The sequence below is a fragment of the Glutamicibacter sp. PAEs-4 genome (assembly GCF_051161755.1).
GTDB classification, from domain to species: Bacteria; Actinomycetota; Actinomycetes; order Actinomycetales; family Micrococcaceae; genus Glutamicibacter; species Glutamicibacter nicotianae.
Genome location: NZ_CP195017.1, coordinates 682,916 through 700,258 on the forward strand (window position 1 = coordinate 682,916; position 17,343 = coordinate 700,258).

15 protein-coding genes and 1 pseudogene are annotated in these 17,343 nt (G+C 63.4%); 2 read left to right on the plus strand and 14 right to left on the minus strand.

The features are described from left to right. Positions 1 to 51: 51 nt before the first annotated feature. The 14 genes and pseudogenes from ACR9WD_RS03255 to ACR9WD_RS03320 all read right to left on the minus strand — a co-directional run. Positions 52 to 369, minus strand: a pseudogene (locus ACR9WD_RS03255) (adenosine deaminase); the annotation flags it as partial. Then, on the minus strand, positions 366 to 1,355 hold the full coding sequence (locus ACR9WD_RS03260; protein WP_011113072.1) for an IS481-like element IS5564 family transposase: 990 nt from the start codon (positions 1,353 to 1,355) through the stop codon (positions 366 to 368). The pseudogene ACR9WD_RS03255 and the gene ACR9WD_RS03260, both read right to left, overlap by 4 nt. Then, positions 1,355 to 2,530: a chloramphenicol efflux MFS transporter Cmx gene (cmx, locus tag ACR9WD_RS03265; RefSeq protein ID WP_005297378.1), complete on the minus strand. Its 1,176-nt coding sequence runs from the start codon at positions 2,528 to 2,530 to the stop codon at positions 1,355 to 1,357. The genes ACR9WD_RS03260 and cmx overlap by 1 nt, the downstream gene beginning before the upstream one ends. A gap of 21 nt (positions 2,531 to 2,551) precedes the next feature. Then, complete coding sequence (locus ACR9WD_RS03270; RefSeq protein ID WP_011113070.1) at positions 2,552 to 2,605, minus strand: chloramphenicol resistance leader peptide; 54 nt, start codon at positions 2,603 to 2,605, stop codon at positions 2,552 to 2,554. Positions 2,606 to 2,720: 115 nt separating this feature from the next. Next, positions 2,721 to 3,491, minus strand: coding sequence for an adenosine deaminase (gene add, locus ACR9WD_RS03275; protein ID WP_434922698.1), 771 nt, complete (start codon positions 3,489 to 3,491; stop codon positions 2,721 to 2,723). Between the two features lie 396 nt (positions 3,492 to 3,887). Next, positions 3,888 to 4,562, minus strand: a complete 675-nt coding sequence (locus ACR9WD_RS03280) for a GntR family transcriptional regulator (protein WP_149596388.1) — start codon at positions 4,560 to 4,562, stop codon at positions 3,888 to 3,890. 52 nt (positions 4,563 to 4,614) lie between these two features. Beyond that, positions 4,615 to 6,354 (minus strand): biotin carboxylase N-terminal domain-containing protein, encoded by a 1,740-nt coding sequence (locus tag ACR9WD_RS03285; protein WP_434922699.1) that lies wholly within the window; start codon positions 6,352 to 6,354, stop codon positions 4,615 to 4,617. 9 nt (positions 6,355 to 6,363) lie between these two features. Next, a complete protein-coding gene (locus ACR9WD_RS03290) occupies positions 6,364 to 7,965 on the minus strand; it encodes a carboxyltransferase domain-containing protein (RefSeq protein ID WP_423299639.1) in 1,602 nt (533 codons plus the stop codon). Then, a complete protein-coding gene (locus ACR9WD_RS03295; protein WP_423299640.1) occupies positions 7,962 to 8,720 on the minus strand; it encodes a LamB/YcsF family protein in 759 nt (252 codons plus the stop codon). Before ACR9WD_RS03295 ends, ACR9WD_RS03290 begins: the two co-directional genes overlap by 4 nt. 235 nt (positions 8,721 to 8,955) lie before the next feature. Beyond that, complete coding sequence (locus ACR9WD_RS03300) at positions 8,956 to 9,192, minus strand: hypothetical protein (protein WP_434922700.1); 237 nt, start codon at positions 9,190 to 9,192, stop codon at positions 8,956 to 8,958. Between the two features lie 165 nt (positions 9,193 to 9,357). Then, positions 9,358 to 11,040: a formate--tetrahydrofolate ligase gene (locus tag ACR9WD_RS03305; RefSeq protein WP_434922701.1), complete on the minus strand. Its 1,683-nt coding sequence runs from the start codon at positions 11,038 to 11,040 to the stop codon at positions 9,358 to 9,360. A gap of 354 nt (positions 11,041 to 11,394) precedes the next feature. Continuing rightward, complete coding sequence (locus ACR9WD_RS03310) at positions 11,395 to 11,961, minus strand: type II toxin-antitoxin system RelE family toxin (protein ID WP_434922702.1); 567 nt, start codon at positions 11,959 to 11,961, stop codon at positions 11,395 to 11,397. Continuing rightward, on the minus strand, positions 11,958 to 12,257 hold the full coding sequence (locus ACR9WD_RS03315; RefSeq protein ID WP_254590746.1) for a type II toxin-antitoxin system Phd/YefM family antitoxin: 300 nt from the start codon (positions 12,255 to 12,257) through the stop codon (positions 11,958 to 11,960). Before ACR9WD_RS03315 ends, ACR9WD_RS03310 begins: the two co-directional genes overlap by 4 nt. A 296-nt stretch (positions 12,258 to 12,553) precedes the next feature. Continuing rightward, entirely contained in the window at positions 12,554 to 14,014 is a 1,461-nt protein-coding gene (locus tag ACR9WD_RS03320; RefSeq protein ID WP_434922703.1) for an MDR family MFS transporter, read from the minus strand. A gap of 147 nt (positions 14,015 to 14,161) precedes the next feature. Between ACR9WD_RS03320 and ACR9WD_RS03325 the strand changes: the two genes are divergently transcribed. Together ACR9WD_RS03325 and ACR9WD_RS03330 are read left to right on the plus strand one after the other, a co-directional pair. Then, a complete protein-coding gene (locus tag ACR9WD_RS03325; RefSeq protein ID WP_434922704.1) occupies positions 14,162 to 14,755 on the plus strand; it encodes a TetR family transcriptional regulator in 594 nt (197 codons plus the stop codon). Positions 14,756 to 14,967: 212 nt separating this feature from the next. Then, positions 14,968 to 17,190, plus strand: coding sequence for an NADP-dependent isocitrate dehydrogenase (locus ACR9WD_RS03330; RefSeq protein WP_434922705.1), 2,223 nt, complete (start codon positions 14,968 to 14,970; stop codon positions 17,188 to 17,190). Positions 17,191 to 17,343: the final 153 nt, after the last annotated feature.

Sequence of the window (17,343 nt, forward strand, 5' to 3'; positions counted from 1 at the left end):
CCCATAGACTGGACGCGGCGGCCTTCCCCCAGAGGCTGCCGCGTTCATTTTTTAAGTGGTCTGCTGCTGTACCCAGGCCTGGACTTCAGCAAGCAGCACCTGCTTGGATGCTTCATCCAGGAAGGTGGATTCAAAGGAATTGCTCGCCAGCGTGGCCAGCTGCTCGGTGCTGAAATTGAAGCTTTCCATGAGCGAGGCGAAGTTGGCATCCATGTATCCGCCGAAGTAAGCAGGGTCATCGGAATGCACCGAAACCTTCAGGCCTTTTTCGAGCATCTGCGGCAGCGGATGGTCTGCCATGGTGTCCACTGCCCGCAATCGGATGTTGGACAGCGGGCAGACGGTCAACGGCATCTGCTCCTCGACTAGGTGTGATGTCCAGGGACGTTGTTGAGTCGGTCGAAGGGTACGCCGCCAATCGCAGAGTGGTGTCGGTGGTGGTTGTAGAAGTGGAGCCAGCCGGGCAGCGCCAGGCGTCGTTCGGCCTCTGAACCGTAAAACCTGGCATAGGCCCAGCCGTCCCCGAGCGTGCGGTGGAATCGCTCGATCTTCCCGTTCGTCTGCGGCCGGTAGGGGCGTGTCCGCTTGTGTCGGATGCCGAGCCGAGCGCAGAAGTCCCTCCATGCGTGGGATCTGTATGCCGACCCGTTGTCGGATAGGACTCGCTCGACGGTCACGCCTCGTTCGGCGAACCAGGCCACGGCGCGTTCGAGAACTCCCACCGCTGTGCTCGCCTGCTCATCCGACCAGATTTCTGCGTATGCGACGCGGGAGTGGTCGTCGATGACTGTGTGAACGAACGCCGTCCCGGTGCGCGGCTTGTGATCTTTTCCTCGTGGTAATCCCGGAGTCGCGAGCTTGTTCCGTGCGCCTTGCTGCCGACCTACGTAACGATGTCCACCGCCGTCGGGGATGTTGCCGAACTTCGTGACATCGACATGAATCAACGATCCCGGATGAGGATGCTCATATCGCCGCAATGGCTCGCCAGTGACACGATCGATATGCGAGAGGCGGTTCACGCGGCAACGGACGAGGACCGCGTGAACAGTCGACGTCGAGAGACCAAGTCGCGCAGCGATCTGGGCTGGCCCCAGTCGAAGCCGCCAGCGCAGGTTGATGATCTTCTTCTTGACATGCTCGGGCGTCCTGCCTGGGATCCGGTGCGGCTTGCTGGAGCGATCCTGCATCCCAAACTCACCCTCTTCCCGGTAGCGGCCTGCCCATTTCCGGGCAGTGATCGGGGAGACCATGAACATCTTTGCGGCGATCGTGGCCGGATAGCCGTCTTCGACAATCAGCCGGGCTAACCGGAGACGGGCACGAGGAGTGAGAAGAGCGTTCGGATGGGTCATCAATTGGCCTCCGCCGCGGTCTTCGTAAGCGCGCGTCTGGTGAGAAGCATGATGACGAGAGCGATCGCTGTCAGCACCGAAGCGACCCAAACCGGCGCGAGCAGCCCCAGCCCGGTCGCGAGCCCGAGCGCACCAAGCACGGGCCCCGCTGCAGCTCCGATATTCAATGCTGCGGTTGCGTACGAACCGCCCATCGTTGGCGCACCCGATGCTGCATACAGCACACGCGTGATCAGAGTACTGCCGACGCCGAACGACAGGAATCCCTGAACGAGGACGAGGACGATAAGCGCGACGGGATGAGATGCGACCACTGCCAACACGATCCAGCCTGTCAGCAATAGCGGTCCGCCGACTGCGAGCACGAGGCCAGGTCGTTGATCTGATAGTCGTCCTGCGATCGTGACGCCAAGGAACGATCCGATGCCGAACATCACCAGCGCGACGGACACCCACGCTTCGGCCAAGCCCGCGGTCTCGGTCACGATGGGTGCCAGGAAGGTGAATGCCGCAAAGGTCCCTCCGTTGATCAGCGCTCCGAGTGCCATGGCCAGGATGAGCCGCGGCGTCGCCAACTGGCTGAGCTCGACACGGAGCCTTGGTGAGGTCGCGCTAGTCTCGCTCCGACCAACATTGTTCGTGACGCCACGAATGACTCCAACGGCCGCGGGAATACAGAGGATGGCGATCGCCCAGAACGTCGTTCGCCAGCCCAGCGCTGTGCCGAGCAGTGCCCCGGCGGGGACGCCCACGACGGTTGCGATCGTCGTGCCGGAGAGCAGGATCGACAGTGCACGCCCCTTCTGGTTCGCTGGCACGAGGGTAGTGGCCGTGCTCAGTGCTACGGCGAGGAATCCTGCGTTTGCGAGAGCGCTGAGCACCCGGGTGATGAGCAGGAGAGAGAACACTGGTGTCATCGCTCCGATGACGTGGCTTCCCGCGAACACGAGAAGGCAAACGATCAATGTGAGCCGCGGTGGCCAACGGCGAGCGAATGCCGCCATCACTGGCGCGCCGACGACCATACCGACTGCGAATGCGGAGGTCAGCAGGCCCGCAGTGCCGACCGAGACGTCAAGTTCGGTCGCGATCGCGGGGAGCAATCCCGCGAGCATGAATTCTGAAGTGCCCATGACGAAGACCGCCAGGGCAAGCATGTAGAGGGCAAAAGGCATCGAGTACTCCGAGGTGTGAGATCAAGAAATGGTTCTTCTTGTCACCACGGCCAGCGCCCCGGGTACGCCAGACATACGCCCACACAGATCGTGGGCGTCGTAACTAGTGGTTCAAGGGGCTGGCGGTGTGACCGACAACCCCTGACCTGTCTGATTCGGGACTCGACATGCCCCAAACTCTACCATGCCTTCAATGGCGAGCGGTCTGGACAGATACTTCTTGAATCGGCACGGTGTCATTACGGGCGGGGGCCAGAACAACGTCCCTGGACATCACAACTAGGCGCTGGGCCAGCGTCGGGTCGTCCAGGCAGCGGATGCCGTGGTCCACGCGCTCAACCTTCAGCAGATCCAGTGCCTGCCAGATGTAGTCTGCCGGTCCTTCCTCGCCCGCGTGGGCAACGACGTGCAGACCGTGGGCTCGGGCATAGGCGAAGACTTCCTGGAACAGCTCGGGCGGGAATCCGAGCTCCGAGGAGTCCAGGCCGATGCCATCGATGTCGTGTTTCTCCGCGACCAGCAGCTTCATCAAATCCATTGCTTCGGCTGCCGGGGCATGGCGCCAGAAGCAGGCGATGAGCTTGTGGGAGATTCCCCAGTTCTCCAGCCCCACGTTCAGGCCGGCACGGATGCCGGCAATGACATCGCCCAGGCCCAGGCCGCGCTGGATGTGGGCCTGCGGGTCGAAGAACAGTTCCACATGGCGCACGCCCGAGTCATGGGCGCGCTGCAGGTAGGCCAGAGTAATTTCACGGAAGTCCTCAGCCGTGCGCAGCACCACCATGTTCTCGTAGAACAGGTCGAGGAATGACTGCAGATTGCTGAATTCGTATTTTGCGCGCAGCTGGTCAACGGAGGCGTACGGCAACTCGACACCGTTCTTTGCCGCCAGCTCCATGATCATCTCTGGCTCCAGCGTTCCTTCAAGATGGATATGCAATTCGGCTACGGGCAATTTCACGGACTCAGCGACCTTCCAAGCTGGGGAGAACGTCCGAGGCCGTAATGAAACGGCGACGGCACGCAATGGTTTCGTTAAACCATACGTCGGCTATCTATGTGCTTGCTTGGGTTGTGGTTGGCTCAGCGGCAGCAGCTGGAAAGGCATCCAGCTGCTGCTCGCATAGGGAGGCAAGGACACCGAAAATACATCGTGGAACCGCATGGAACGGTGGCTGCAGTGGAGAATACCCGGGAAGATCCCGGAATTCGCGTCTAGGGCCACAGCGGAAGATGCGCGCTGCAGCGTCGACGGATTGAATTCTGGAAACACGGATCCACCCGCAGGCCAGTGGGAAAATCCAAAGGCGAATGAGAGGGAAATCGCAGGCAGGAAAGGCAATGACCAGCTGGAAAGCTAGTTGGAGCGATCCTCGATGTGCCTGAGCAATTCGGCTTCAGCGGTGTCGAGATAGTCGCGCAAGGTCTGTGCAGCTTCCATGCGTTTTCCAGCGCGCAGCAAGTCCAGCAGCTGCGCATTGCGCTCTACGTAGTGCGAATGGAAATCCGGGGCATCGCTCATGGCATGGAAGACCAGGCGCATGCGGGCCAGCACACGGCCCATCAGCTCCTGGAGCAGATCGCTATCCGAGGAGGCCACCAGCTGTTCGTGGAATGCCTGGTTCGCGCTGGCCATCCGCGGCACATCGCCAGCAGCCAGTCCGGCTCGCGCCTCGGCGATGATCTCTTCCAGCCGATCCACGTCCAGGCCTTCACCCCAGGCCAGGCAAGCCGGTTCGACGGTGCGGCGCACCGCATAGATTTCCCGTACGTCATCAGCATCCGGCGAGGCCACGAAAACACCACGGTTGGGGATGCGGGTGATGATCAGCTCGCTATTGAGCAAGGTGAAGCTTTCGCGCAAGGTATTGCGCGAAAGCCCCAGCGATTCAGCCAGGGCCTGCTCGGAAAGCTTGTCCCCGGGCAGCAGCTCGCCTTCGGCGATGCGGCGGCGCAACACGCTTGCCGCCCAAGGTCCACTGTGCGCGTGGGGAGCCTTGGATTGCTGCGAGATGCTGTTCGTGGCGTTCATGCTTCCAATTTATCCCAACTGGCCTGTGCCGTTGGACGGCGTGGCCACGACGCTAGCCGATGGTGCCCAGGGTGTCGCCGCGGCGCAGAGCCGCCCCGGCGCCCAGATCCGCGGCCTGGAAGATGCCACCGCGGTGCGCGGTGATGGTGGATTCCATCTTCATCGCCTCGACAATGGCTACGCTCTGCCCTTCGGTGACCTCGCTGCCATCTTCCACGGCGAAGCGGACCAGGTTCCCGTCCATGGTGCTGCGCACCGCGGCGGCATCCACTGCTCCGCCATCCTCATCCTGCGAGGCGGCGGTGCTGCCGCCCCCCGAGGTATTGCGCAGCGCATTGGTCAGCGCCGCGGGAAGACCCAGCTGGACTGCCTTGCCATCGAGCTCAATGGTGATGGTCTCGCGGCTGGTGTCGCGCTGGTCCAGATCCATTTCGTCACTGGCTTCGACTTCGTTGAGGAACTCGTCCTCGATCCACGTGGTGTAGACACCCAGCGAATCGCCGTTGAACGCCTCATGCTCGATCACTGCACGGTGGAAGGGCAAGACCGTGGGGACCCCGGCAATGCTGATTTCCTCCAGGGCCAGGCGGGCCCGGCGGATGGCCTGGTCGCGGTCGGCACCGCGCACGATCAGCTTGGCAATCATCGAGTCGTAGTACGGGGGAATGACCGAGCCGCTGCGCACGCCCGAGTCCACGCGCACGCCGGCGCCGGTTGGCGCTTCGAAGCGCTCAACGGTGCCAGGTGCCGGAAGGAAGCCGCGGGCCGGGTCCTCGGCGTTGATCCGGAATTCGATGGCATGGCCGGTTGGCTGCGGGTCCTCGGTAATGGACAGCGGCAGGCCGTCGGCGATGCGGAACTGCTCGGCTACCAGGTCCACCCCTGAGGTCTCCTCGGTGATCGGGTGCTCCACCTGCAAACGGGTGTTGACCTCCAGGAAGGAAATCAGCCCGTCCTGGGCCACCAGGTATTCAACGGTGCCGGCCCCGACATAGCCGGCTTCCTTGCAGATCGCCTTGGCGGACTCGTGGATCCGGGCGCGCTGCTCATCGGTCAAGAACGGTGCCGGAGCCTCTTCCACCAGTTTCTGGTGGCGGCGCTGCAGCGAGCAGTCGCGCGTGCCGACCACCACCACGTTGCCGTGGGTATCGGCCAGCACCTGCGCCTCGACGTGGCGCGGCTTGGATAGGAAGCGTTCCACGAAGCACTCGCCGCGGCCGAAAGCCACGGTGGCCTCGCGGGTGGCGGATTCGAAGGCATCGGAGATCTCCTCCAGCGAGTGAGCGATCTTGATGCCGCGCCCGCCGCCGCCGAAAGCGGCCTTGATGGCCACCGGAACGCCGTGCTCTTCGGCGAAGGCCCGTACCTCGCTGGCATCGGCCACCGGGCCGTCGGTGCCCGGGGCCAGCGGTGCGCCGGCCCGGACCGCGATCTGCCGGGCGGTGACCTTGTTGCCCAGGGCTTCGATGGCTTCAGGCGACGGGCCGATCCAGCTCATGCCGGCATCGATGACTGCCTTGGCGAAGTTCGCGTTCTCCGAGAGGAAGCCGTAGCCCGGGTGCACCGCGTCGGCGCCACAGCGCTGGGCGATGCCGATGATCTTCTCGATATCCAGGTAGGTCTCGGCCCCGGTGGAACCGTGCAGCGGGTATGCCTCGTCGGCGCGGCGCACGTGCAAGGCATCAGCATCCGGATCAGAGTAGATGGCTACCGAAGCAATGTTCGCGTCGGCGGCAGCCCGGGCAATGCGGACAGCGATTTCGCCTCGGTTGGCGATGAGTACCTTTTTCATGGCAATTCCTTAGGCGTCAGATGCCGCGTGGCCGGCAGCGGGTTGGAGGATGAATTGGATTTTGCTTCCGGGAGGAAGCTGCGCGGCTGCGCTCAGGTCTTCGGCAATGACGGTGGCGATCACCGGGTAGCCGCCGGTCACCGGGTGGTCTGCGAGAAACAGCACCGGCAGGCCGGAGGGCGGCACCTGCAGGGATCCGCGGGCCACGCCTTCGCTGGCCAGCTCGCCTTCGCGCACGCGCTGCAGCGGCTGCTGCCCGGTAGCCAGGCGGACGCCCACGCGGTTGGATTCGTTGGTGACGTCCCAGACCTGCGCGGTGAGCTGCTCAAGGCCTGCCGGGCCGAACCAGTCGGCGCGCGGACCGGGGATGACGCGCAGCGTGTACACGCCGCTAGCGTCCGGTACCGGCAGGGTGCTCGGTTCGCTGTTGCCGACAATGTGGCCGATGCGCGGGCGCTGCACCTCAAGCATGCTCCCGGCCTGCAACGGCTCGGGGCCCAGCCCGGAGAGGGTATCGGTGGACAGCGAGCCGAGGACCGGCTCCTGCGCGATGCGCCCGCGCACCGCGAGGTAGCTGCGCAGCCCGCGCCCAGCTGGTTCAACATCCAGGCGCTCGCCGTGCAGCAGGGCGAACGGCGCGTTCATCGCCACCTGGCGCGGCGTGCGCAGCTCATCGTCCTCGGCCGGGGTGATCAGCAGTTCGGCTTCGGCGCCGGCCAGCGCCAGCACCTGGTCCTGCTCGGCTTCAACGCTCAGGCGGCTGCCGAGATTCTCGATCACTGCCTGGCCCGGCTGGTTTCCGACCAGGCGGTTGGCCTGATGGAAGGTGGCCGGGTCGGCTGCGCCGGCGGCGCCCACACCCAGGTTGCCGTAGCCGATGCGCCCGGCATCCTGCAGCAGCGATTGCAGTCCGGGATCAAGGATCCGCAGGCCTCCGACGCCGGGATCCTGCACGGTGGCGGGCTGGGCGGCAGGTGCCTGGAGGGAAATCCTTTCGGTGGCAGGAATGAACTTCACGGTGTCCTGCGGGCGGATCAGCGCAGGATTCTCGCGGTCCAAGTCCCACATCTGCAGATCGGTATGGCCGATCAGCTGCCATCCGCCGGGGGACTGGCGCGGGTAGACGGCCGAGTAGTCCCCAGCCAGTGCGACGGCACCAGCAGGCACCTTGGTGCGCGGGGTATCCCGGCGCGGGACATTCAGCAGCTGGTTCTCGCCGAGCAGGTAGGCGAAGCCCGGGGCGAACCCGCCGAACACCGCACGCCAGGACTGGCTGGAATGGGCCTTGATGACCCCGTCGATGCCCAGGCCGGTCAGTTCGGCCACGGCTGCCAGATCCTCGCCGTCATAGTGCACCGGAACCTCGACGATCTTGCCAGCTGCGTGCACAACGCTGCCGATGTCCAGTCCGGGCAGCTGCTGGCTGGCCTGGGCGGCTTCTTCGGAGGTCCCGAATTTCAGGAACAGGGTTTGGGCTGCAGAAAGCAGGTCGCGCTGCCCGGGCAGCGGGTCAGCTTCCAGCGCGGCAGTGAGCGCCAGCACCGAGTCGAGCGAATCGAGGTCGACCAGCAGGTCGTGCGATCCTGCCCGGTGAATGGCGCGGATGCTCACGCGAAGCTCCGGATCTGCACTCCGGCGTGTTCCAGGCCGGCGCGCACGGCGCTGGCCATGGCCACGGCGCCGGCGGTGTCGCCGTGCAGGCAGATGCTTTCGGCAGGCATCTTGATGGTGCTGCCGTCCACGGCGACAATGGTGCCTTCGGTGGCCAGACGGACCATGTTCTCGGTGACTACAGCCGGGTCGTGGAGTACGGCGTTGGCTTCGCGGCGGGAGACCAGGGTGCCTTCCGGGGTGTAGTTGCGGTCGGCGAAGGCTTCGGCGACGCCGCGCAGGCCGGCGGCTTCGGCCTTCTGCAGGGCAACGGAGCCGGGAAGCAGCAGCACCGGCAGGTCGGTGCCGAAGGCCTTGATGGCATCGATGACCGCTTGGGCGTGCACCTCGTGGTGCACGATGGTGTTGTACAGGGCGCCGTGCGGCTTGACGTACTTGATCTCGCCGCCGGCGGTGCGGGCCAGCGCCTGCAGGGCACCGAGCTGGTAGAGCACGTCATCGGCCAGTTCGGTGGCGGAGCAATCCAGGAAGCGGCGGCCGAAGCCTGCCAGGTCACGGTAGCCCACGTGGGCGCCGATGGTGACCTGGGCTGCCACGGCATCGCGGCAGGTCTGGGCGATGGTGCTCGGATCTCCGGCGTGGAAGCCGCAGGCGACGTTGGCGGAGGAAACGGAGGTGAAGATGGCGGCATCGTCGCCCATCTTCCAGTTGCCGAAGGACTCTCCGACGTCCGAATTCAAGTCTATATATGGCATTGTGATCCCCGTCTCGTGAAAACCTGTTGGTAAAAGAATGCCTCAATTTCCGTAATTGTTCAACAATCTTGACGTCGAGTTTGGAGGACAGCTCTACGAAGGACCGGAGGAACTGCCCCGAATTGCGTGCTGAATAGGAGAATTGCGCAAGGAATGAGAAAACCCGGGGCCGGGGATTCCTTATGGAATCCCCGGCCCCGGGCCGGTCTCGTGCTGGACTGTGCGCCGCTTAGCTTTAGACCTCTTCTTCGCCGTCGGCACCTTCATGGCCGAACGGGATGGGCGCGCTCTGTGCGTCGTCCGGATCAGGGACAGCAGTATTCTCGCCCTCTTCTTCGCCGTCGGCACCTTCATGGCCGAACGGGATGGGCGCGCTCTGAGCGTCGTCCGGATCAGGGACAGCAGTATTCTCGCCCTCTGGATCCGGGGTCTCGCGTGGTCCTGTGGTTTCGTCGTGGTTTGCGGTTCCCATAGTTGCTTCCCTTCTTCCGTGCCTTGTCTTGATGCCAGCTGGAGGGTGCTGGTTCCACACAGCCTAGCCGGGGGAGCTGCGTGGAGTCTGGCGCGCTCAGCGAACTACCATGTTCGCCCGCAGTGGAACGGTGCCCGCGGGCAGTATCCGCGGCGAGTCGGCCCGCTATGACAATCCGATGGCGTTGCCCTGCTCATCGACGTCCATGTGCACGGCGGCCGGAACCTTCGGCAGGCCCGGCATCGTGGTCAGCGCCCCGGTGATGGCCACGATGAAACCGGCACCGGTCTTGGGAATCAGCTCGCGGACCTGCACGGTGAAGCCGCTGGCGGCGCCGAGCAGCTGCGGGTCATCGGAGAAGGAGTATTGCGTCTTGGCGATGCAGACCGGCAGGTGGGACCACCCATTGCCATTGATCTGCTGGAGCATCCGCCGGGCCTTGGCGGAGTACTCGACACCTTCGCCCCCGTAGATTTCGCGCACCAGGGCCAGGATCTTGTCCTCGACCGGTTGCTCCAGCTCGTACAGCGGGGAGAAGTTGCCCGGTTCCTCGATGGCGCGCAGCACCGTGGCGGCCAGCTCGGTGGCCCCGGCCCCGCCGTGGCCCCAGACATCGGCGATGGCGCAGGCGATGCCCTGCTGCGCGGCCCAGCTGGTGACCGCTTCCAGCTCGGCATCGGTATCCGTGGTGAAGCGGTTGATGCCGATGACCGGCTTGATGCCGAACTTGGAGATGATCGACGCGTGGCGTTCAAGGTTCGGCAGCCCGGCCCGCACGGCCTCGACGTTTTCGGTCCCCAATTCTTCCTTGGGTACCGAACCATGCATCTTCAACGCCCGGACGGTGGCGACAATGACCACCGTGTCCGGCGGGCACCCGGCGTAGCGGGCCTTGATGTCCATGAATTTCTCGGCGCCCAGATCGGTGCCGAAGCCTGCCTCGGTCACCACCACATCGGCCAGTGCGCGGGCGGTGTTGGTGGCGATGGCCGAGTTGCAGCCGTGCGCGATGTTGGCAAAGGGCCCGCCGTGGATCAGCGCAGGAGTGCCGCCGATGCTCTGCACGAGGTTGGGCTTGATGGCTTCCTTGAGCAGCAGCGCCATGGCACCTGCCGCTCCCAGGTCATCGGCGGTGACCGGGGTTTTGGCGTAAGTGTATCCGACGGTGATCCTGCCCAGCCGGGCACGCAGGTCCGCGAGCCCGGTGGCCAGGCAGAAGACGGCCATGATTTCGGAGGCGGCGGTAATTTCAAAGCCTGTTTCACGCGGAACCCCGTTGGCGGTACCGCCCAGGCCGATCACCACGTGGCGCAGTGCCCGGTCGTTCATGTCTAGCACCCGCTTGAAGGTGATGGATCGCGGGTCGATGCCCAGCGCGTTGCCCTGCTGCAGGTGGTTGTCGAGCATTGCCATGAGCAGGTTGTTCGCGCTGGTGATGGCGTGGAAATCCCCGGTGAAATGCAGATTGATCTCGTCCATGGGCAGCACCTGGGACTGGCCGCCGCCGGTGGCTCCGCCCTTCATGCCGAAGCTCGGGCCGACCGAGGGTTCGCGCAGCGCGATCATGGTCTTGGTCCCGGTGGCCGCCAGCGCATCGGCCAGGCCCACCACCATGGTGGATTTGCCTTCCCCTGCCGGTGTCGGGGACATGCCGCTGACCAGGACCACTTTTCCGCGCCGGGTTCCGGTGGGCAGCAGCGCCGGATCGATCTTGGCTTTGTACTTGCCATAGGGCTCCAGTGCGGCGTCCGGAATTCCGGCGGCTTCGGCGATCCGGGAGATCGGTGCGAGCACTGCCCGCGAGGCAATCGCGAGATCGCTCATGTCGGTGTCCTGCACTCCTGCCATGCTGCGTCCCCTATCTGGCGGCCCGGTGATCCGGGGATGAGGAAAACCAAGGCTTTTGGTATTCCCTGATTGGCCTTCAAGCTACCATCTTGCAGGCGAGGCGAGAAGGCTGCGCCGGGCAGTACGTGGAACGGTGTCTATCCGAGCCGGGCCTGGCGAAGTGGTAAGAGTGCCTGTTCCACATTTAACGGAGAAGGTGCCCCTCTGTTGAAGCCAGCGATTCTCAGCTCTGAAACGGCACAGAACCAACTGCGAGGCGTCATTGCAAGCAATCCTGATAGGCGCCGGATGATCAACACGAAGAACGCTTGGCTAGGACGTTTGCCGCTGAGCTCGGCGGTGCCGGGGGAAGGTTTAGCTGTCCTTGTTGCGGGACCAATGCTGCATGAGTCTTTGCTGGGCTTGCTGTTCGCTCAATCCTGAAATCTCTTGTGTGGACAGATGAAGTTGTTCTACGAGCGCAGCTTCCATCCAAGTGGGCAAGACAGATCCCCGTGCGGGTTCAGGTTGAGCTTCAACGGATTCGTAGAGCCGTCCCATCCGGGCAATGACGTCTTTGAGCGATTGAATCTTCGGGTTATCGCCCATGCGTGCGACCCGTGAGGTGAGCTCATCGTAAACCTCGCTATCCGAACGAGCGCCAACAGCCCAGACCTCAGAAATATCAAGAATTGGGCGGCCGGACGCGTCTTCGGTAATGCGCCATACGATTCTCCAGTCGCGATCGCCAACCACTAACTTGCGGAAACCGACTAGCGCACCGAGCAAGGGCTCGCCAGCCTCAGGGGATTTTTCGAGCAGCAGCATCTTCTTGAAAACGGATCGCACGATCTGCGGGTCCTTTTTGTGAAGGCGATGTAGGTCAGATACTGCGTCTTCAGTTAGCCTGACGATGCACAGGCGGTCTTGAGGCTGATTCACGAATTATCAGACTGGGCTTCTTCGGCATTTTCTGCCTCAAGCTCTGCGCGGTTCAAATTGAAGAATTCCATCGCTTGGTCAAGAGTCGTGCGTACGCCGCTATCGGTGGCAAAGCGCGCCATGACCAATGCGGCATCGCGCAGGGTGTCGCGGTCCTGACGCAGCTGAGCGATTTCCTTGGCGGAAACGACTTCGGCCACGACCTTGCCATGGCGAGACAAGGGGGTATCCCGGCCTTCCTCGGCGGCGGCGACAAGGGCAGAGAGTCCCGCGCGTGATGCTTCTGTGATGCTCAAAGTAGTCATATGAAAACTATATAGATTTCTACCTAGATTTTCTAGTGTGCCTTCCGTGCCTCGTTAAAGCAAAAGCTGGGTCGCCACCCTTGGTAGCGACCCAGCTTGAGAGAGCGGGGGATCCGTTAGCTTGAATGCTTCCGTTCAAGGAACTGATGACGCAACGAATTCACGGACTGGAGGGCTTGGCTTTCGTCGGTTCCAATGTTTTCTTCGACCCATGAGTAGTAGCGGTAAGCTTCATCCAGGATTCCTGGAATAAAGTCGTCGGGATCAACAATCGCCGACGTGGTGCCTCAGCGATTCGCGCTGGGCTTCTCGCCCTTGATCATGAAGGCGAAAATGATGCCGAGCGTGGCCAATACCGCGCCGACGATGAACGAGATGTGCGCGCCAGAGAACAAGGCCTCGGCCACCTCGGACCCGGCGTCCAGCTGGACCTTGGAGAGCAGCGACATCACGGTCACGAAGATGGTGGTGCCGATGGCACCGCCCAGCTGCTGCGCGGTATTGAAGATCGCTGAACCGTGGCCGAACAGGCGCGGATCCACCGAAGCCATGGCCGAGGACATCAGGCCGGTCATCAGCAGGGCCAAGCCGATGGAGAAGGCGATGTGGCAGAGCATGAACATCCACAACTCGGTCTGCACGGTGACGGTGGTGTACATCCACTGACCGGCGGCCAAGAGCAAGGCGCCGGGGATCAGGACCGGGCGCGCTCCATGCTTGTCGTAGATCCGCCCGAAGATCGGCGAGGCGATGGCCTGGGCCAGCCCGCCGGGAAGCAGCATGATGCCGATCTGCAGCGAGTCGATGCCCTTGCCGGATTCCAGCAGGATCGGCACGATCATCAGCGAGCCGAGCAAGGTGCCGAAGGCGATCATGATCATCGCGATCGCGAAGCTGAAGCTGCGCGAGGCGAATGGAGTCAGGTTCAGCAGTTCGCGGCCGCTCGGGGCCAGCTTGACCTGGCGGATGATGAACAGGGCCAGCGCCACCAGGCCGATTCCGAAGCTGGCGATCATCATCGTGGCGTTATCCGCAGCCTGCTCAATGCTGGAAATGCCGTAGACCAGGAACCCGAAGGCCAGGGCCGAGAGCAGAACCGAAGCGGAATCCACCTTGAGCTTGCGAGCGGTGGAAGGGAGCTTGAAGAAGATGGCGCCCAAGACCAGGACCGCCACGGCGATCGGCAGCATCAGGACGAATATGTAGTGCCAGCCCAGGGCATGCACGATGGCGCCCGAAACGGTCGGCCCGATCGCCGGGGCCACGCCGATGACGATCGAGTTCAGCCCCATGACGGTGCCGCGCAGGCGCACCGGCACGAGCGTCAAGGTGGTGGACATCAGCAACGGCAGGATGATCGCCGTACCCACGGCCTGGATGATGCGTCCCAGCAGCAGGAAGCCGAAGTTCGGGGCTACGACCGCGATGGCGGTGCCGACGATGAAGCTGATGATTGCGAAGAAGAACAGCGAGCGGTGCGCGAAGCGCTGCAGCAGGAAGCCGGTAGTGGGGATGACAACCGACAGGGTCAGCAGGAACCCGGTGGTGAGCCACTGGCCGGTGGATGCCGAAATGGCCATGTCCTGCATGATGCCCGGCAGTGCCACGGTGAGCACGGTTTCGTTCAGGATCATCATGAATGCGGCCAAAGCCAATGAGGCGATGATGCCGGTCAGCGCTTTGCCGGACAGCTGCCTGGCAGACCCGGCTCCTGGCTCAGCGCTGGGTGCAGCGGGTTCTGTCGTCATGAATTCTTCTTCCTCTGGGATACCAACCAGCAAATACTGTCACACTCTGCCACTTTTTCGTAAGCGAATCTGGCAGACTGTGACAGGAAACAAATTCGGCTTATGCGGCCTGCTAAACGCAGGCAGCCTGGAGCATTGGAGAGCACCATGGGGATTCGCGAGGAGCGCAAAGCGGCAACCCTCAAGGCAATTCAAGCAGCGGCCTTGGACCTGGTGGAATCCCAGGGACTGGACTCGGTGACGGTGGGGCAGATTGCCGCCCGCGCGGGCATCTCGGAGCGGACGTTCTTCCGTTACTGCGATTCCAGGGAAGCAGCCATCGTGCCTGCCCAGCATGAGCTGATCGAGGCCGTGACCGGATGCGAGATTGCCTCCGGCTCCACGAGTGCGCAGATTTTCCGGGTGCTGGCCGCCGAGTGCCGCAAGCTCCTGGCGGCCGAGATCCGCGCTAGCGAATACCGCCGGATTTCCCGGTTGATTGCCATTGAGCCGAAGCTGCTGCTGGCCATTACCCGGCAGGAGGAAGCCTTCTCGGCGGCCACCGCGCAGGAGCTGCGCAGCCGCGGGTTGCTGCCTGCCATGCCGGCCTTGATCATCGGAGAAACCCTGGCTGCCCTGTGGCGGGTGGCCTGGCAGTGCTTCGGCCAGGCGGAGCGGGCCGGGGAGCCTGCGGATCCGGTTGAGCTCTTCGATGCGGCAATGATGAATCTGGCGCAGCTGGCCGGGCCTGGGTCCGAATAGCGAAGACCAATCTTGAGTTATCGCCGATTAACTTAAATGTGACGAACTGCTTGCGGGCAGTCCAGCCCGGGATTTCGGCGAAAATCGGGGATTGCCGCGCGCATTTCTGCTGGCCTGAAAGTGTGGTGCTGGGCAAAATCAGGTAGATTTGGAACGTTGAGTTCAGGGCGGTAACACCGCTTCCGCACGACGTTCAGGGAGACGCCACACCTATGGCAAAGATTATTTACACCCACACCGACGAAGCGCCAATGCTGGCGACCCACTCGTTCCTGCCAATCGTGGAGGCCTTCGCGTCGACCGCCGGGGTGGAACTTGAGACCCGCGACATCTCGCTGGCCGGTCGCATCATCGCTACCTTCCCGGACTATGTCACCGAGGAACAGCGCATCGGTGACGCACTGGCGGAACTTGGCGACCTGGCCAAGACCCCGGAAGCGAACATCATCAAGCTGCCGAACATCTCGGCTTCGATCCCGCAGCTGAAGGCCGCCATCGCCGAGCTGCAGGCTGCCGGCTACGCACTGCCTGACTACCCGGACAACCCGTCCTCGGATGAGGAAACCGACATCCGCGCACGCTACGACAAGATCAAGGGTTCGGCAGTGAACCCGGTGCTGCGCGAAGGCAACTCGGACCGCCGCGCACCGCTGAGCGTGAAGAACTACGCCCGCAAGTACCCGCACTCCATGGGCGAGTGGGCAGCCGACTCAAAGACCAACGTGGCCACCATGGGTGCCGACGACTTCGCTTCCAATGAGAAGTCCGTGGTCATCGACGCGGACAAGAAGATCTCGATCCGCTTCGTCGGCGAAGACGGCGAAGTCAAGGTCCTGAAGAAGCCATTCGACGTGCTCAAGGACGAAGTCATCGACGGCACCGTCATGCACGCCGCAGCGCTGTCCGAGTTCCTGAAGAACTCCGTGGCCCGCGCCAAGGAAGAGGGCATCCTCTTCTCGGCACACCTGAAGGCCACCATGATGAAGGTCTCCGACCCGATCATCTTCGGCCACGTGGTCAAGGCCTACTTCTCCGAGCTGTTCGAGACCTACGGCAAGGAACTGGCAGCGGCCGGCCTGAACCCGAACAACGGCCTGGCAGCTATCCTGAACGGCCTGGACGAGCTGTCCGACGAGGTCCGCGCCGGCGTCGAGAAGCTGATCGCCAAGGGCCTGGAAGAAGGCCCGGCAGTTGCCATGGTCGATTCCGACAAGGGCATCACCAACCTGCACGTCCCATCGGATGTCATCGTTGACGCGTCCATGCCAGCCATGATCCGCCTGGGCGGCAAGATGTGGGATGCCAAGGGCAACACCGCAGACACCCTGGCCGTGCTGCCGGATTCCTCCTACGCAGGCATCTACCAGGTGGTCATCGAGGACTGCCGCGCCAACGGCGCCTACGATCCGACCACCATGGGCACCGTGCCGAACGTCGGCCTGATGGCCCAGAAGGCCGAGGAATACGGCTCGCACGACAAGACCTTCGAAATCGCTGGCAACGGCCACGTGCAGATCGTCGACGAGAACGACACCGTGCTCATCGAGCACCAGGTCTTCGCCGGCGACATCTGGCGCGCGTGCCAGACCAAGGACGTTGCCATCCGCGACTGGGTGAAGCTGGCAGTGAACCGCGCCCGCGCCTCCCAGACCCCGGCAGTGTTCTGGCTGGACGAGAACCGCGCCCACGACGCAGTGCTGATCGGCAAGGTCAACGAGTACCTGAAGGAACACGACACCGATGGCCTGACCATCGAGATCCTGTCCCCGGTCGAGGCCACCAAGTACTCGATCGAGCGCATCCGCAAGGGCGAGGACACCATCTCGGTCACCGGCAACGTGCTGCGCGACTACCTGACCGACCTGTTCCCAATCCTGGAACTGGGCACCAGCGCCAAGATGCTGTCCATCGTTCCGCTGCTGGCTGGCGGCGGCCTGTTCGAGACCGGTGCCGGCGGCTCCGCTCCGAAGCACGTGCAGCAGCTGGTGAACGAGAACCACCTGCGCTGGGATTCGCTGGGCGAGTTCATGGCACTGGGCGCTTCCTTCGAGCACCTGGCAGTGACCACCGGAAACGCCCGCGCCCAGGTGCTGGCAGACACCCTGGATGCAGCTACCGGCACCTTCCTGCTGGAAGACAAGTCGCCAAAGCGCAAGGTGGGCGAGCTGGATAACCGCGGCAGCCACTTCTACCTGGCCAAGTTCTGGGCAGAAGAGCTGGCCAAGCAGGACAAGGATGCGCAGCTGGCTTCCGCGTTCGCCGAGGTTGCCAAGGTGCTGGACGAGAACGAGCAGGCCATCGTGGCCGAGCTCGCCGAGGTCCAGGGCAAGGCAGTGGACATCGCCGGCTACTACCGTCCGGACGAAGCCAAGACCGCCGCAGTGATGCGCCCAAGCGCAACCCTGAACAAGGCTCTGGAACTGCTGACCAAGTAGTCCTCCCGAGTTGAACAGGCAGGTGCCGTCCCATTGGGGCGGCACCTGCCTGTTTTAACGTTCTGCGGGCGACGCTCGGTCCCGCAGCCGGACGTTCGCCACTGCGCGAGGGTCAGCCGCCTTCGCATTTGGGCTGGAAGGGCCTGGCCGTTA

Coding starts and splice junctions, on each gene's coding strand:
- ACR9WD_RS03260 (WP_011113072.1), bottom strand. CDS start 1,355: ATGACCCATCCGAACGCTCTTCTCACTCCTCGTGCCCGTCTCCGGTTA.
- ACR9WD_RS03305 (WP_434922701.1), bottom strand. CDS start 11,040: ATGGCAGGAGTGCAGGACACCGACATGAGCGATCTCGCGATTGCCTCG.
- cmx (WP_005297378.1), bottom strand. CDS start 2,530: ATGCCTTTTGCCCTCTACATGCTTGCCCTGGCGGTCTTCGTCATGGGC.
- ACR9WD_RS03330 (WP_434922705.1), top strand. CDS start 14,968: ATGGCAAAGATTATTTACACCCACACCGACGAAGCGCCAATGCTGGCG.
- ACR9WD_RS03320 (WP_434922703.1), bottom strand. CDS start 14,014: ATGACGACAGAACCCGCTGCACCCAGCGCTGAGCCAGGAGCCGGGTCT.
- ACR9WD_RS03300 (WP_434922700.1), bottom strand. CDS start 9,192: ATGGGAACCGCAAACCACGACGAAACCACAGGACCACGCGAGACCCCG.
- ACR9WD_RS03285 (WP_434922699.1), bottom strand. CDS start 6,354: ATGAAAAAGGTACTCATCGCCAACCGAGGCGAAATCGCTGTCCGCATT.
- ACR9WD_RS03280 (WP_149596388.1), bottom strand. CDS start 4,562: ATGAACGCCACGAACAGCATCTCGCAGCAATCCAAGGCTCCCCACGCG.
- ACR9WD_RS03325 (WP_434922704.1), top strand. CDS start 14,162: ATGGGGATTCGCGAGGAGCGCAAAGCGGCAACCCTCAAGGCAATTCAA.
- ACR9WD_RS03295 (WP_423299640.1), bottom strand. CDS start 8,720: ATGCCATATATAGACTTGAATTCGGACGTCGGAGAGTCCTTCGGCAAC.